The 16,312-nt window shown below is 31.2% G+C and carries 18 protein-coding genes; 6 read left to right on the top strand and 12 right to left on the bottom strand.

Annotation, left to right across the window (positions count from 1 at the left end; genetic code table 11):
- Window positions 1–5 precede the first annotated feature (5 nt).
- From VBY68_RS08150 to panB, 5 genes are read right to left on the bottom strand one after another with little or no spacing between them, the layout of a single operon-like run.
- Window positions 6–287, bottom strand: a complete 282-nt coding sequence (locus tag VBY68_RS08150) for a TM2 domain-containing protein (RefSeq protein ID WP_099214701.1) — start codon at window positions 285–287, stop codon at window positions 6–8.
- A gap of 35 nt (window positions 288–322) precedes the next feature.
- Complete coding sequence (locus VBY68_RS08155; protein ID WP_121148528.1) at window positions 323–715, bottom strand: VOC family protein; 393 nt, start codon at window positions 713–715, stop codon at window positions 323–325.
- A 1-nt stretch (window position 716) separates the two neighbouring features.
- Window positions 717–1,175 carry a DUF1801 domain-containing protein gene (locus VBY68_RS08160; RefSeq protein ID WP_415269432.1) on the bottom strand — a complete coding sequence of 153 codons (459 nt, stop codon included), beginning with the start codon at window positions 1,173–1,175 and terminating at the stop codon, window positions 717–719.
- Between the two features lie 24 nt (window positions 1,176–1,199).
- Window positions 1,200–2,156, bottom strand: coding sequence for a 2-hydroxyacid dehydrogenase (locus VBY68_RS08165; protein ID WP_415269433.1), 957 nt, complete (start codon window positions 2,154–2,156; stop codon window positions 1,200–1,202).
- 52 nt (window positions 2,157–2,208) lie between these two features.
- Window positions 2,209–3,027 (bottom strand): 3-methyl-2-oxobutanoate hydroxymethyltransferase, encoded by an 819-nt coding sequence (gene panB / locus VBY68_RS08170; RefSeq protein WP_099214705.1) that lies wholly within the window; start codon window positions 3,025–3,027, stop codon window positions 2,209–2,211.
- A gap of 171 nt (window positions 3,028–3,198) precedes the next feature.
- Here panB and VBY68_RS08175 point away from each other — a divergent pair, with 171 nt between their 5' ends.
- The 5 genes from VBY68_RS08175 to VBY68_RS08195 all read left to right on the top strand — a co-directional run bounded on the left by VBY68_RS08175 (window position 3,199) and on the right by VBY68_RS08195 (window position 6,207).
- Window positions 3,199–3,672, top strand: coding sequence for a nuclear transport factor 2 family protein (locus VBY68_RS08175; RefSeq protein ID WP_121148525.1), 474 nt, complete (start codon window positions 3,199–3,201; stop codon window positions 3,670–3,672).
- 5 nt (window positions 3,673–3,677) lie between these two features.
- Entirely contained in the window at window positions 3,678–4,598 is a 921-nt protein-coding gene (locus VBY68_RS08180; protein WP_415269434.1) for a TolB family protein, read from the top strand.
- Between the two features lie 15 nt (window positions 4,599–4,613).
- Window positions 4,614–5,186: a sigma-70 family RNA polymerase sigma factor gene (locus tag VBY68_RS08185; protein WP_099214708.1), complete on the top strand. Its 573-nt coding sequence runs from the start codon at window positions 4,614–4,616 to the stop codon at window positions 5,184–5,186.
- 6 nt (window positions 5,187–5,192) lie between these two features.
- The gene (locus VBY68_RS08190; RefSeq protein ID WP_273695414.1) at window positions 5,193–5,453 is read left to right on the top strand and encodes a hypothetical protein; all 261 of its coding nucleotides are present in this window, start codon (window positions 5,193–5,195) and stop codon (window positions 5,451–5,453) included.
- Between the two features lie 112 nt (window positions 5,454–5,565).
- On the top strand, window positions 5,566–6,207 hold the full coding sequence (locus tag VBY68_RS08195; RefSeq protein WP_415269435.1) for an O-methyltransferase: 642 nt from the start codon (window positions 5,566–5,568) through the stop codon (window positions 6,205–6,207).
- A gap of 47 nt (window positions 6,208–6,254) precedes the next feature.
- Here the strand turns inward: VBY68_RS08195 and VBY68_RS08200 are convergent, their stop codons facing one another.
- On the bottom strand, window positions 6,255–7,373 hold the full coding sequence (locus VBY68_RS08200; RefSeq protein WP_415269436.1) for a histidine decarboxylase: 1,119 nt from the start codon (window positions 7,371–7,373) through the stop codon (window positions 6,255–6,257).
- A gap of 167 nt (window positions 7,374–7,540) precedes the next feature.
- On the opposite strand from VBY68_RS08200, the gene VBY68_RS08205 reads away from it, so the two are divergent.
- Window positions 7,541–8,005: an Lrp/AsnC family transcriptional regulator gene (locus VBY68_RS08205; protein ID WP_099215218.1), complete on the top strand. Its 465-nt coding sequence runs from the start codon at window positions 7,541–7,543 to the stop codon at window positions 8,003–8,005.
- A 30-nt stretch (window positions 8,006–8,035) separates the two neighbouring features.
- Here VBY68_RS08205 and VBY68_RS08210 read toward each other — a convergent pair whose 3' ends face one another.
- From VBY68_RS08210 to VBY68_RS08235, 6 genes are all read right to left on the bottom strand, one after another.
- On the bottom strand, window positions 8,036–8,317 hold the full coding sequence (locus tag VBY68_RS08210) for a Sec-independent protein translocase subunit TatA/TatB (protein ID WP_028892145.1): 282 nt from the start codon (window positions 8,315–8,317) through the stop codon (window positions 8,036–8,038).
- A 96-nt stretch (window positions 8,318–8,413) separates the two neighbouring features.
- On the bottom strand, window positions 8,414–8,707 hold the full coding sequence (locus tag VBY68_RS08215; protein WP_028892144.1) for a FoF1 ATP synthase subunit delta/epsilon: 294 nt from the start codon (window positions 8,705–8,707) through the stop codon (window positions 8,414–8,416).
- 43 nt (window positions 8,708–8,750) lie between these two features.
- Entirely contained in the window at window positions 8,751–10,262 is a 1,512-nt protein-coding gene (atpD, locus tag VBY68_RS08220) for a F0F1 ATP synthase subunit beta (RefSeq protein ID WP_099214713.1), read from the bottom strand.
- Window positions 10,263–10,431: 169 nt separating this feature from the next.
- Window positions 10,432–11,787: an OmpA family protein gene (locus tag VBY68_RS08225; protein ID WP_415269437.1), complete on the bottom strand. Its 1,356-nt coding sequence runs from the start codon at window positions 11,785–11,787 to the stop codon at window positions 10,432–10,434.
- Window positions 11,788–11,906: 119 nt separating this feature from the next.
- The gene (kbl, locus tag VBY68_RS08230) at window positions 11,907–13,100 is read right to left on the bottom strand and encodes a glycine C-acetyltransferase (protein WP_099214715.1); all 1,194 of its coding nucleotides are present in this window, start codon (window positions 13,098–13,100) and stop codon (window positions 11,907–11,909) included.
- Between the two features lie 47 nt (window positions 13,101–13,147).
- A complete protein-coding gene (locus tag VBY68_RS08235) occupies window positions 13,148–16,273 on the bottom strand; it encodes a UvrD-helicase domain-containing protein (RefSeq protein WP_415269438.1) in 3,126 nt (1,041 codons plus the stop codon).
- Window positions 16,274–16,312 lie beyond the last annotated feature (39 nt).

The following is a 16,312-nucleotide window of genomic DNA, read 5'->3' on the forward strand; positions in this document are numbered from 1 at the left end:
AATGTTTAGAACCAACCTTTTTGGTTTACTTGATAAGTTTCAATAAACTCTTCATCAGATTTTGTTAAATAGATGATTCCTTCAATTAAGCCGATAATACTTGTTATGAAACCTCCAAAACCACAAGTCAATACTGTTAATAAAAGCATTATAACCCCTTCCTTTGTGTATCCTAGTACGAATTTATGAATACCTAGTGACCCCAATAAGATTCCTAAAACACCAGAAATAACTCTTTTACTTTCTTGATTAGGAACAGTATTCCCATTTTCATCAATTACATTCATTTTTTTTATTTATTATTTATTAGACGGTGCTAAATTTATAAAAAAGCTTCGTCTTTTGGCTCCCATAACTCAATTTTATTTCCATCTAAATCTACAACCCATCCAAACTTTCCATAATCGTACTCTTCTACTTTGTCCATAACTGTAACTCCATTTTCTTTCAACTCTTCCAACAACTCTACTAAATTTTCTACTCGATAGTTAAACATAAAGTCTTTTTTAGACGGTTCAAAATAGTTAGTGTCTTCTGCAAACGGACTCCATTGGGTAGACGCTTTTTTTCCTTCATTATCTTTCCACCAAAAGGTACAACCCCAATCATCTGTATTAAAACCTAGGTTATTTTTATACCATTCTTTTGTTGCTTTTGGATCTTTTGTTTTAAAAAAAACTCCTCCTATTCCTATTACTTTACCTTTTTTCTTCATTTTATTTCATTTTTAAGACTGATTCATAAATAGAAATCCATTCATCTACAGTCATTTTTGCACATAATTCTGTAATTAATCCATATGGAATATCATCTAACTTTTTAAAACGAATACAGCTCTTTCCCATATCTAGTTTTCTTTTTGAATATTTAGGATATTCTGCTACAAACCAATCATGTAATTCTTTTTTAGCATAAATCCCACTATGATATAAGTTGATTGAGTTTTTTTGTGAAGCCAAATTCATAAAAGGAAGTGGTAATTTAGGATCACAATGATAGCCATCAGGATATTTTGAATGTGGAACATAATACCCAATCATATTATAATTAATTCCTTCTTCAAATCCTTCTGGCAAGTTTTCCTTGATAAGATTACTAAGCTTTTGTAAAATTTCTTGGCGTTCTTCTGGAACTTGAGAAATATACTCTTCTACTGTTGATGCTTCATATTTCATGTTACATGAATTTGAAGCATCAAGTTAGCAAAATTTTTCTTTAATTTTATCTACAATAGTTTGCGCTAGCTTTTCTTTACTTTCTATGGTCCAACCTGCAACATGAGGAGAAAGCAACACGTTTTCTGCATTAATTAAATATCGTAATGCTGTTGGCATTCCTTCAACTTCTGGATTTTCTTGATTTGTAAATAGGTTTTCAAACGATTTTTTCTCGTATTCTAATACATCTAACCCTGCTCCTAAAACTTTTCCTGACTCTAAAGCTATTACTAAATCTTTTGTCACTACTGATTTTCCTCGAGCTGTATTTAACAACCAAAATGGTTTTGAAAAACCATTAATAAAGTCTGAGTTCACCATTTTCATGGTAAGTTCTGTTTGTGGGGTGTGTAAACTTAAAACATCAGCTTTTTCTTGTAATTCTTTTAAAGAAACTTGTTGAGCATTTTCATCACCTACATCTGGTTTAATATCGTAGTAAATCACTTCAACATCGAAACCTCTAAGTTTTTTGGCAAAAGCTTTCCCCATATTACCATAACCGATGATTCCAACAGTTTTTCCATCTAATTCTATCCCTCTATTTTCTTCTCGTAACCATTTACCTTCTCGTACTTCTTTATCTGCTTTATTAAGCTTATTAAATAAAGAAAGTAGCATTCCTAATGTATGTTCTCCAACTGCATTTCGATTTCCTTCTGGTGCTGATATTAAGTGTACTCCTTTCTTTTCTGCATAATCACAATCAATATTTTCTAAACCAGCTCCTACTCGCCCTATAAACTTAAGGTTTGTTGCTTTATCTAAAAATTGTTTATCTATGGTAAATCGACTACGAATAACAATTCCATCGTACAAATGAATTTTATCCTCTATTTCTGTTTTTGAAGAAGTGTAATCTTCAAAATTTTCAAAACCTAAATTCTTTAGTTGATTTATTAAAAGAGAATGATTTGTATCTAAATGAAGTATTTTCATTTTTAAAAATATATTCTAAAATAAAAAAGCCTTCCAAAGGAAGACTTTTACATTAATATTGTTCTTCTTCGTTTGGAAAATCTTGACTTTTTACGTCAGTAATATACTGCTCAAAAGCATTAGTCATTTCTGTATGTAAATCTAAATATCTACGTAAAAAACGAGGATTAAACTCATGTGTCATTCCTAACATATCATGCATCACTAAGACTTGTCCATCAACACCTCCTCCTGCTCCAATTCCTATTACTGGAATTGTTAAAGCTTCCGCTACTTTTTGTGCTAAACTTGCTGGAACTTTTTCTAATACAATAGCAAAGCACCCTAACCTTTCTAGCATTAAAGCATCTTTCATCAACTTTTCTGCTTCTTCTTCCTCTTTTGCTCTTACTGTATAAGTTCCGAATTTATAAATAGACTGTGGAGTTAATCCTAGATGCCCCATTACAGGTATACCAGCATTTAAAATTCTTTTAATAGAATCTTTTATTTCTTTTCCTCCTTCTAATTTTATAGAGTGTGCTCCACTTTCTTTCATAATTCGAATAGCAGAACGTAATGCTTCTTTAGGGTCTGATTGATAACTACCAAAAGGTAAATCAACCACTACTAAGCAACGATCAATTCCTCTTACTACAGAACTTGCATGATAAATCATTTGATCTAATGTAATAGGTAATGTAGTTTCATGACCCGCCATTACATTTGACGCTGAATCTCCCACTAAAATTACATCTATTCCTGCACCATCAACAATTTTTGCCATGGTATAGTCATAAGCTGTAAGCATTGAGATTTTCTCTCCATTTGCTTTCATTTCAACAAGAGATTTAGTGGTAATTCTTTTATATTGTTTTTTTGCTACAGACATTTCTTTTGTTTTATGGATTGTAAAAATACATAATTATTCAGTGGTTTTATTTATTATGAACCTTTAAGCCTTTCGTTTTTTACTTTTTTAACCTCGTTAATCTTCTGTTAATTAAACTTTATCCGTTTATTTTTTTAATAGTTTTACCTAGCTAAACTAAACTAAACTAACATGCAAAAGATTTTCACTTTACTAATCGTTTTTGTTCTTACAACTGTGGTAAGTGCACAAGAAAACTCAGAAAAAAAAGCCATTAAAAATACTATTGAAACCTTTTTTGAAGGATTACATAAAGGTGACAGTACATTAGTAAGTTCTACTCTTAATTCTACGATTAACATTCAAACTACTTTTACAAATAAAGAAGGTAAAAAAGTTTTAGTTACCGAAAGTAAAGCCAAACTACTTACTAATATTGCTAATAAAAAACCTGAACATACTTATTTAGAGAAATTATTATCATGGGATATTAAAGTGGATGGTAATTTAGCTTCTGTTTGGACACCTTATGAGTTTTATTTTAACAATGAGTTTAGTCATTGTGGAGCAAATTCTTTTCAGCTTTTTAATAATAATGGAAAATGGGAAATCATATACTTAGTTGATATGAGACGTAGAGATAATTGTAAAGCTCTTAAACAGTAATCTTTATGAAAAAAATTGGATTTCTTTTTTTATTTATTTCCTGTTTTGGTTTTGCTCAGAAGCCTCAATTATTCCTTCCTGAATTATTTAATGGACTGCCTAATATCAGGGATTTTTCGATGAATAAAAACCAAAATGAATTTTATTTTACTGTTGAAAGTTATTTAAAAGAATACTCTTTTATTGCCTATTCAAAAAAAGTAAACAATACATGGCAAAAGCCTAAAGTTGTAAGTTTTTCTGGTCAATATAAAGACTTAGAGCCTTTTCTATCTCCTAATGGCTTAAAACTTTTTTTTGCTTCTAATAGAAAGAATAATGATTCAGGAGAGGTAAAAAAAGATATGGATATTTGGTATGTAACACGAAAATCTTTATCTGATAATTGGTCTAAACCTATAAGTGTTGGCTCAACAATCAATACTTCTGCTAATGAATTTTACCCTTCAGTAACAGAAAAAGGTGATTTATTCTTCACAGCAGAGTATGAAAATTCTAAAGGCAAAGAAGATATTTATGTAAGTAGGCTTGTGGATGGAAAATATACTACACCTGTTTCTCTTGGCTCTGGTGTAAACTCTGATAAATACGAGTTTAATGCCTTCGTCGCTCCAGATGAAAGCTTTATAATTTTTACTTCATACGGAAGAAAAGACGATTTAGGTAGAGGTGATTTATACTTAAGTAAAAAAGGAAATAATAACGAATGGTTGCCTGCTAAACACTTAACTAACCTCAATTCAAAAAAACTGGATTATTGTCCTTTTGTAGATCTTACAAATAATAAAATTTACTATACAACTAGCAGAAGTGCTATCACAAATAAATTAAATGAAAAGAAAAGCTTTGAAGAAATAATTAATTTTATTAAAAACGCCCCCAATGGACTAAGTAGAGTTTACGTTACTTATTTCCCCAAAAAATAACTTATCTTTGATTTAATGAATCTAACAAATCCATCAAATACTTTATCTCCTGATAAATGGGTAGACAATTATGCTGATTACCTGTTTAATTATGCTGTTGTGCGCGTAAACAACTCTAATGTTGCTAAAGATTTAGTACAAGAAACTTTTTTTGCAGGGTTAAAGTCTGCAAAGAATTTTGAAGGAAAATCTACAGAACGAACATGGTTAGTTTCAATTTTAAAAAGAAAAATAATAGATTACTATCGAAAAATAAATTCAAAAAAAGGACAAGCTGAAGTTAGAATGAGTTTTTATGATAGTGGTGAAAACGAGGGAAGTTGGATTGAAGAACGAGTGCCACAAACTTGGGGTAATGATGCTGATAAGGATATTGAAAATGAAGAATTAAAAGATCAATTAGATAGATGTATTGATAACCTTCCTGAAAAATATGCTATGGTTTTTAAAATGAAAACCATACAACAGTTTGAAACTGAAGATATTTGTAAGGAGCTAAATATTTCTCCGTCAAACCTATGGGTTATCATTCATAGAGCTAGAACACAATTAAGAGGCTGTATGGAAAAAAATTGGTTTAATAAGTAAAATACAATGTTTAAATTTTTTAAAATTACATGTGATGAAGCCACAACCATTTGCGATAAAAGTCAATATGGAGAAGCTTCAGCATATGAAAAATTACAACTTAATTGGCATTTGTTTGTGTGTAAAGTATGTGCTTTATACTCTAAACAAAACAAGAAGATGTCACAAATTTTGAAAGTAAAAACTAATAACTGTAATAAAGATAAAGCTTGCTTGTCAAGCAAAGACAAGGAAGAATTAAAAGAACAATTAAGTAAACTTAATTAAACAATTTTGGTTTTTTAAAAAAACCATTTTTTGATTTTTTGTTAGATTGAAACGGAATTTATTATAGCAATAAATTCCGTTTTTTTAATTTTGCACACTAAAAACAACTTACATGCACTTTTTACCTGAAGAATTAGATAATTATGTTGTTAAACATTCTCAAGCTGAACCAAAAATACTACAAGAACTAGGTAGAGAGACTTGGCAAAAGGTTTTAAACCCTCGTATGTTAAGTGGAGCTTTTCAAGGAAGAGTTTTATCTATGATTTCAAAATTAATTCAGCCCAAATCAATTTTAGAAATAGGTACTTACACTGGGTATTCTGCTTTATGTTTAGCTGAAGGGTTATCTAAAGAAGGAAAACTTTATACAATTGATAAAAATGAAGAATTGGAAGAACTTCAATATAAGTACTTTCAAAAATCTAATTACAAAGACCAAATAACACAATATGTTGGTAATGCTATAGATATTATTCCCACTATCAATTCTAAATTTGATCTAGTATTTATAGATGCTGACAAGTCTAATTATGTAAATTATTTTCATCTGATCATTGAAAAAATGAATAAAGGAGGGGTAATTTTATCTGACAATGTCTTATGGAGTGGAAAAGTTGTTGAAGAACTAGATCCTAAAGATACCGATACTAAAGTTCTTTTAGAGTATAATAGACTTTTAAATGAAGATAGTCGCTTAGAAACGGTATTACTACCTATACGAGACGGATTAACTATTAGTAGAGTTATTTAAAAAGAAAGAACAAACCTTTGGTTTGCTCTTTCTTTTTAAATATAGTTTTAATTGTAAATTAATCTTTCTACTACAAATAATTCTTTTTCATAGTCTTTAATAAAAGCATCTATTTGTTCTTTTTTTGTTCCAGGAACACAAATAATGTGTGCCATTTCGTTTTCTGATGCTAATTGATACTTTTTACATAAAGCTTCAGAAGGTTTCTCTAAAACTACTGTAAGCGCCTCATTATTTCTCCATGTTTTAACTCCTATCTCTTTTAACCTTTGCTCTGTATACGCTGCTAATTCTTGAGACTTTCTAGCTCTTGTAATTAGACCTTCTTTCCCGTATTTTTCAATAAAAGACCATAATAATAATGGAGTTAATCCATTTCTTGATCCTGTTATCGTTGTATCTAAAGTTCCAACGTAAGAAACTGAGTTTACAATTCTATCTCTGTGTTTTCTTTTTGCTAAAACAATTCCACAGGGTATTGGTCCACCAATAAATTTATGTCCAGATATAGAAATACTATCAATCCCTTCTGCAAAATCAAATTTTGGTTTTGGATCAACAAAAGGGGCAATACATCCTAAAAATGCTGCATCACAATGGATATAATAATCTTTAATAGCATATTTTTTGATAATGCCTTTAATTTTATCTAAATCATCTACAGCTTCAGTCATTGTTGTACCTATATTTAAAAAGAAAACTGCTGGTTTATCTCTATGAAGAGTTATAAGACTTTCTAAATCATCATAATCAATCTCACCATTATCTTGACTTCTCACTACTATATTCTTTAAATTTAGTAGGTGTAAATTCTTTTTAACACTATAATGTGTAGACTCGCTATAATATACTACAGGATTATTAAAACTTTCTCTAGCCAAATACAAGCCATAAAGATTTCCTTCTGTTCCTCCATTCGTAACATATCCCCATACATCATTAGTTGAAGATGATAATATATCAGCAAAAAAACTGATAACTTCTCTTTCTATATCTTTTGTATCTATTGATAATGTTGAAGGAGATTCTGGATCCCCGACATTATTGATACATAAATTTAAAAAAGGTGCAAATTCACTGTAGTTAAAATCTTTTGCTAAAGGATATCCTAAAAAATTAGATGAAGCCTCACTAATTCTGTTATAAATTTCATTTATTCTACTCATGATTACCTGTTTTTAAATAGTATTAAATTACTTAACAAATATATTATTAAAGTATAAAAAACTACATTAACACCACCATTAAAGAAAAAAACACTTATTTTTAAATTTTAAAAAGATTAAATTTCTATTTAATTTCTAAAAACCACTTTAAAACAGAAAAACATACCATGCATCAACTAGATAGTGTAGATAAAAAACTTTTAGAAGAACTACAAAAAGACTGTAAGCAATCTATAAAACAACTAGCCTACAAAGTAAATCTATCTATAACGCCTACTCATGAGCGTGTAAAGAAGATGGAAGCTAACGGAATAATAGATAAATATGTTGCTTTAGTAAACTTAGAAACAATTGACAAAAGTTTAATTGTTTATTGTCAAGTCACCTTAGTAAAACATCAAGAAAGTGCTTTTAAAGAGTTTGAAGAATATATGTCTAAAATAGATGAAATAGTAGAAGTATCTTATATAGCTGGAGTCTATGATTTTTTACTAAAAGTTGTTTTAAAAGACATGAACGAATATCAAGATTTTGTATTGAAAAAGTTATCGCAATTAGAAGTAATTTCGAACATTCAAAGCTCGTTCGTAATGAAGCAAGTAAAAAATACTACAAAAATAAAATTGGCATAGTATGTAAGAACTATGTCAATTTTATTTGATTTAACGGCTTCTTTTTATAGGGCCTGTAAAATCATCAATATTATCTTTTACTTCGTTAATTTCGTTGTTTATATCTTTAACAAAATCTGTATCTATACCTTGATTTTTTGCACTGTCATTAATCTCTCGTTTAATGTCATTTGTTGCATCTTTAATTTGACGCATACCTTTTCCTAGTCCTCTTGCTATTTCAGGAATTTTATCCGCTCCAAACAACATGACTACGATTAACAAGATTACAAAAATCTCTGGTCCTCCAATAAATAAAAATATTCCATTCATCACTGCAAAGATAGTTAAATTCAATGTCCTATACTTTATTGAATAAAAAAAAGCAACCAAATTTGGTTGCTTTTTATTTTATAATGATAAAATGTATTAGTCTGCAAGAATAATTACTTTATTATCTTTCATTTCTATAGTTCCTGATTTTATTTTTAAAGTCAAAACTTTATCATCTTCAGGTAACCTTTCGATGCTTCCATGTAAATCATCAAAAACTAAATGCTCTTGAGTATGTACATGTACTTTTACTCTTCCTTCATTTAAAATAGACACCACCGGTGCGTGATTATTTAACATTTGGAATTCTCCATTTACACCTGGCACTACTACTGAATCAACTTCAGATGAAAATAAGATAGCTTCTGGTGTTACAATTTCTAAATACATACTTTAATGCTTTAGGCTTTAAGCTTTTGCTTAAGGCAATTAATTACGCTTCTGCTAACATTTTCTCTCCAGCATCAATTGCTTCTTGAATTGATCCTTTTAAGTTGAATGCTGCTTCAGGATACTTATCTAATTCTCCATCCATGATCATGTTGAATCCTTTGATAGTATCTTTAATATCTACTAATACACCTGGTATTCCTGTAAACTGTTCTGCTACGTGGAATGGTTGAGATAAGAAACGTTGTACACGACGAGCTCTGTGAACTACTAATTTATCTTCTTCAGATAATTCTTCCATACCTAAAATTGCGATAATATCTTGTAATTCTTTATAACGTTGTAAAATTTCTTTTACTCTTTGCGCACAGTCATAGTGCTCATCTCCTAAAATGTCAGCAGTTAAAATTCTTGAAGTAGAATCTAATGGATCTACCGCTGGGTAAATACCTAATTCGGCAATCTTACGAGATAATACTGTAGTAGCATCTAAGTGAGCAAATGTTGTTGCTGGTGCTGGATCTGTTAAGTCATCCGCAGGTACGTAAACCGCTTGTACAGATGTAATAGATCCTTTTTTAGTAGAGGTAATACGCTCTTGCATTGCTCCCATCTCTGTTGCTAATGTTGGTTGGTAACCTACCGCCGATGGCATACGACCTAATAAAGCCGATACCTCAGAACCTGCTTGAGTAAAACGGAAGATATTATCAACGAAGAATAATACGTCTTTTCCTTGAGCTTCACCAGCTCCATCACGGAAATACTCAGCAATTGTTAATCCAGATAAAGCTACACGAGCACGTGCTCCAGGTGGCTCATTCATCTGACCGAATACGAAAGTTGCCTTTGAATCTCTCATTCCAGGCTTATCAACTTTTGATAAATCCCATCCTCCATCTTCCATAGAGTGCATGAAATCATCACCATACTTGATAATTCCAGATTCTAACATCTCACGTAATAAATCGTTTCCTTCACGAGTTCTTTCTCCAACTCCTGCAAATACAGATAAACCTCCGTGTCCTTTTGCAATGTTATTAATTAACTCCTGAATTAATACTGTTTTTCCTACTCCTGCTCCACCAAATAATCCAATTTTACCTCCTTTTGCATAAGGCTCAATTAAATCAATTACTTTAATTCCAGTAAATAACACTTCGGTAGAAGTTGATAATTCTTCAAATTTTGGAGCTTGACGGTGAATTGGCAAACCAGCTTCACCTTCTTTAGGTAAATCTCCTAATCCATCAATAGCATCACCTGTTACATTAAATAAACGACCGTAGATATCATTACCTATTGGCATTTGAATTGGGTTACCAGTAGCAACTACTTCTTGCCCTCTTTGTAAACCATCAGTTGCATCCATAGAAATGGTACGAACTGTATCTTCACCAATGTGTTGTTGAACTTCTAAAACTAAAGTTGAACCGTCTGCTTTTTTAATTTCTAACGAATCATAAATCTTTGGTAATTCAGCATTTTCTGTATTAAACTCAACATCGATTACTGGACCAATAATTTGAGAAACTTTACCTGTTATTGTAGACATTACTATATGTAATTAAAGTTATTTTATTTACTATATGAGTTTTAACTCATTTTTTCAAGGTGCAAAGGTAATTTTTTTAGTGGAATTTAAAAAACCTTTCGAAGTATTTTTCCATAAAAAAAAGCCTCACGAATGTGAGGCCTTTATTGATATAATAATTGTAATTAAATTACTTTACTAATTTAATCTCAACACGTCTGTTTTCAGCTCTACCAGCTCTTGTTTTGTTATCAGCAATTGGGTAGTCTTCACCAAATCCAGCAGAAGTTAATCTTTTTGAATCGATTCCTCCTTTAGTGATTAAGTAATCTAAAACAGCTTTAGCTCTTTTTTCAGATAATCTTTGGTTTAAAGTGTTAGATCCTGAACTATCAGTGTGACCTTGAATGCTAAAGTTAGCTTTAGGGTACTCCTTCATAATTCCAGCGATTAAATCTAATTTACCAGTAACTCCTGTTCTGAATGAAGTCTTACCTGAGTTAAAGTAGATAGCTCTTGCAAACTCGTTTAATTTCTTAACAGCTTCTTCTTTGATTACTACTTCAGGACATCCATTGTTAGATGCTACACCTGCTTCGTTTGGACATTTATCATCTTTGTCTAATACTCCGTCTCCGTCAGTATCTGGCCAAGGGCATCCGTTGTTAGCAGCTGGACCAGCTTCGTTTGGACACTTATCTTTTCCGTCTACAACACCGTCTCCATCAGCATCAGGACAACCGTTATTAGCTTTAGTTCCTTTTTCAGTTGGACAAGCATCATCTTTATCAGCGATACCATCACCATCAGCATCAGGACAACCGTTTAATGCAGCTAAACCAGCAACTTCTGGACAAGCATCGTCAGAATCTTTGATTCCATCTCCGTCAGTATCAGGACATCCGTTGAATTCTTTTAATCCAGCAACTTCTGGACAAGCATCATCTTTATCATATACTCCGTCTCCGTCAGTATCTTTTCCTCCGAACTTAAATACTAAACCAATTGAGTGTTGGAAGTGATCTCTTACTTTATCAGCAAATTCTTTCTTTCCTCCTGTTTGGAAATTTAAACCTAAGTTATCGTTAAACCAAACGTTGAATCCAGCACCAGCATTTAACATACCTTCACCTTCATCAGCTAAAGAAGTATAACCTCCACCAACGTATACATAAGGATCCCACCAACCAGTGTTACCTACTAAGTTGTTTAAGTCATACTTTACGTTAGCATCGATAGCCCAGTAAAGCTCATCCATATCATCTTCTGTACGGAAAGTTTCAATCTTGTTTAAAGATCCTGCTAATTGTAATGTAAATCCATCATTTAAGTATCTATCAACAGTTACTCTTGAAATTGATGGTAAGATATTCCAGTCACTAGTACCGATATAATCTTTAGCATAATCTCCAAAATCTGAAGGGATCCTAACGTCTACTGCGTTAACCCCGAAACCAACCGCCCAAGGGTTGTCTGAATCCTGTGCGCTAACGTTTACTGCAGCAAACGCAAATAAAGCCATCACAGCTAATTTTAATTGTTTCATTATTAAAAATTTAAATTAAAAGTTCGTTTATATATTACGCAAATGTAAGTTGTTCAAACTTATTTACAAAAACAAATCTACAAAAACTTACAATAAATGCAAGTTTTTGACCGACTATTTTATATCACTTTCAACTCTTTTCCAACCTTGATAAATGCGTTTATAGCCTTATCTAAATGTTCTTTTTCATGAGCTGCTGATAATTGAACTCGAATCCTTGCTTGCTCTTTTGGAACTACAGGATAAAAGAAACCTATTACATAAATTCCTTCTTCTAATAACTTATTTGCCATAGTTTGCGACAATTTTGCATCATACAACATCACTGGCACAATTGCAGCATCAGCTCCTACTAAATCAAAACCTGCTTTTTCCATTTCTTCACGGAAATAGTTTGTATTCCATTCTAATTTATCACGTAATGTAGTATCATTAGATAATAAATCAAATACTTTTAATGAAGCTCCTACAATTGCTGGTGCTAATGAGTTTGAAAATAAATACGGACGTGAACGTTGACGTAAAATTTCAATAATCTCTTTTTTACCTGTAGTATATCCTCCCATAGCTCCTCCAAGTGCTTTACCTAAGGTTCCTGTAACAATATCTACACGATCCATTACATTTTTCAATTCTACAGTTCCACGTCCTGTTTTTCCAATAAACCCAGCTGCATGACATTCATCAACCATCACCATAGCGTCATATTTATCTGCTAAATCACAAATTTCATCGAGCTTTGCTACAATTCCGTCCATAGAAAAAACACCATCAGTTACAATAATTTTAAAACGATGTCCTTGTTTGTTCGCTTCAATTAGCTGTTCCTCTAAAGAAGCCATGTCGTTGTTATTATAACGATAACGTGCTGCTTTACACAAACGAACTCCATCAATGATAGATGCGTGATTTAAACTATCAGAAATAATAGCATCCTCTTTAGTTAACAAAGGCTCAAAAACTCCTCCGTTTGCATCAAAAGCTGCCGCATATAAAATGGTATCTTCTGTGGTATAAAAATCTGCAATCTTTTGCTCTAATTGCTTATGAATATCTTGTGTTCCACAGATAAAACGTACAGACGACATTCCAAAACCATGTGTATCCATGGTATCTTTTGCAGCTTGAATTACTTCTGGATGATTTGACAATCCTAAATAGTTATTAGCACAAAAATTAACTACTTCTTCTCCTGTAGATATTTTAATCACTGCATCTTGTGATGAAGTAATTATACGTTCTGATTTATATAATCCAGCATCTTTTATATCCTGAATTTCTTGTTGTAATTGTTCTTTTATTTTCCCGTACATAATTTATGTTTGAAAGTTGTTTGCTATAAAAAGTTCAAAGTTAGTTGTTATACTTCTTCAACCAAAATTTCTTCGTCTATATATATAAGTAGTTTTTTCAACACCTTAAAATTCAACGTTTGTAATACTCTTCCATATCGCAATAATTGCTGATGATATGCTTTAGACGGTTTTCCTGTTTTATAATCAATAATTATCACTTCGTTATCTTGATTAAAAATCAACCTGTCTGGGATTACTATTTGTCCATCAACATCTACAATTTCTCTCTCGTTAAACACTACAACTTCTTCAGAAAAATATTCTTTTAGCTCGGGATGATTTACTATTTGCTGTATGCTTTTTATTACTTCAGATGATTTTTCTTGAGGCAAAATTCCTTGTTGTTCATAACGATAAACAACCTTTTCAATATCGTCTTTTGTAATAATTTCTGCCATCATTTCATGAATCAAATTACCAAATTCAATAGCTTTACCTTGCTCGGTATCCCACAATTTTGATGCACTTGCTAACATGCGAATATTATGTTCTTTCCACGGCGTGGATATAAAACCTTCTTGTATTTGAACTCCTGATGTTTTCTCCTTTAAAACACTTACCCTTTCTTTATTCCCAAAGGAATATTCTAAAACCTCATCATTCCATTCACATACCTTTTTTAGATAGTTAATAAATACTCCTGAGTAAAAATTCGTGTTTTCTTCCCCTTTGGATGAAATTTTCTTTTCTGTTACAATAAATAATTGCTCCACAGCTCTTGTGAGTGCTACATATAATAAATTGAAATTATCTAGCTCTAATTCTTCTCTTTGTTGCTGGTAAATCTCAGAACCTCTATCATTCACATAATTCAAATCTTTATTAAAGGGAACAAGTAATTCTTTAAATCCGTCGTAATTCTCTGGCAATTCATTTAACCAAACTTTAGGATTTATTTGTCGATACACATCTAAATCATACGGAAAAATAACTACTGGAAATTCTAACCCTTTTGATTTATGAATTGTCATTACTTGTACCGCATTTCCACTTTCTGGAGCTACAATACTTAGTTTATCTTTTTTCTCTGACCAGTAATCTAAAAATTCTTGAATACTTGTTCCTTTTCGTTGTTGTTCCAGAACTACATCTAAAAAAAATTGCACATAAGCATCTGAAGAAGTGACTAATTGAAACCCTCTAATAATTTCCTCTATTTTTTCATAAAAAGGCAACTGATGGAATATTGACAATTCAAAGGATGTTTCATAATTTTTTAATTCTTGAAAAACAGCTTCATTAGGCTGATGTATTAACTTAGCTATAAACGAATGTTTATCTTCTAAGACCTTTAAATGTTCATGCAAAAAGTACAACATTTCTAAACAGGTCTCTTTATCATTTGGATGCTGAATTACCTGTAGCGTATTTACTATAAAGTTAACTTTTGAACTATTTTCTAATAGTAATGTTTCCGAAGAAACTATATCAATTCCATTTTCAGATAAATAATTCGCTACTGCAATTCCATCTTTCTTTTTTCGAACTAGTATACAAATTTCATCCAACGAAAATTCAGCCTCTAAATTTTTAACAAGTTCTAGAATCTTCTTCGGATATTTATTTTTCTCTTGCTCTTTATCTTCTTCTTTTTCTAAAAAAGAAAGCGAGACAAAACCTCCCTTTTTAGCTGTTGTTAACTGTTTATTCCCTTCAACAAACAATTGTTTATAAGAGTCATTCTGTAAGAAATTTGCAGTATGTTGAAAAAACTGATTATTAAAGTTAATCACCTGAGCATAACTTCTAAAATTAGTTTCTAAAGTCTTTACTTCTTTAGAAATTTGAAATGGATTGTCTTTTTCTGAACCTAACCCTATAAATTGTTCTGATTTCCCTCCACGCCAACGATAAATTGCTTGTTTTCCATCACCTACCAATAACAAATTACTATTTTCTTGTGCTAACGCATTGTCTATTAGCGGAATTAAATTTTGCCATTGCAAGGTTGATGTGTCTTGCATTTCATCAATAAAATAATGCATAAACCGCTGTCCAATTCGCTCATAAATAAAAGGTGCTGGTTGGTCTTTAATGTTTTCCGAAATTAGCTGATTAAATTCAGCATTCAATCTTAAATTATTTTCTTCTTTTAAATGGGTTAATTCCTGATTGATATTGTTTAAAACTGCTAACGGAATAATACTTTTCAATGCTAACTTATTCATTGAAAACTGTTGATATAATTGTTCCGATTTTGTATATAACTTCAGTAGTTCTGGTAAAACTCCTTCAATAGCAGATTTTACGTCTTCTGACTTTGATTTGGAATAAAAATTACTCTCCTCAATTCGTTCTCTTAATTTACTTTGATCAAAAAACTTTGCTTTTTCAGGATTATTGGCTAGTGCTACAAAATGATTTGGTAACATCGATCGATAAAAATCTTTATGATCTAACTGTACAGATTCAATCACTCTCAATGCTTCTTCTCCAACCTCTTTCCATCTATTTTTTATATGTATTTGATGTTTTGAAAGCTTGGTTTTTAAATCGGTAAAATCAGTAAGTTGTTTATTAGCTAGTTTTTTAAAGTGCTTAGTATCATCTTCATTCAACAAAATTTTGGAAAACTCATTTAATTCACGAGAAATATCCCAAGATTTATCATCATCTGCCTTATCTAGAGAAAAGTCTATCAATAATTTAGTCAATATTTCATCACTTCCTATTTTTGAAATTAGCACATCTACCGCTTCATTCAACAAAGAAACAGCATCCATTTCCACTTCAAAATTTAAAGGCAATCCTAAATCGTAGGCAAAACTTTTAATTATTTTATGAGTAAAACTATCAATTGTAGTGATTGAAAACGCAGAATAGTTTCGAAGAATTTCATCTAATATTTTTTTGCTTCGACTTTTTACTACGGTTCTATCAAGTGAAGTTTCTTCTAAAATAATTTCTAGTAAGTCATTGCTTTCTCCATCAGCAAAATCTTGCAGGTTATCCAACACACGCTCTTTCATTTCTCCTGCTGCTTTGTTAGTAAACGTAATTGCTAATATTTTTTGAAAACGAAAAATATCTTCGGATTGTAGTAATACCTTCAGGTATTCTTTTACTAACGTAAAAGTTTTACCACTACCTGCCGAGGCATTGTATACTTGAAAAATTGATGGTTGCTGCACTAATTAAATTTTATGCAAAATACAAAAAGCTAAACAGGA

It is taken from the genome of Tenacibaculum ascidiaceicola (assembly GCF_047470925.1).
Taxonomy (GTDB): Bacteria; Bacteroidota; Bacteroidia; order Flavobacteriales; family Flavobacteriaceae; genus Polaribacter; species Polaribacter discolor.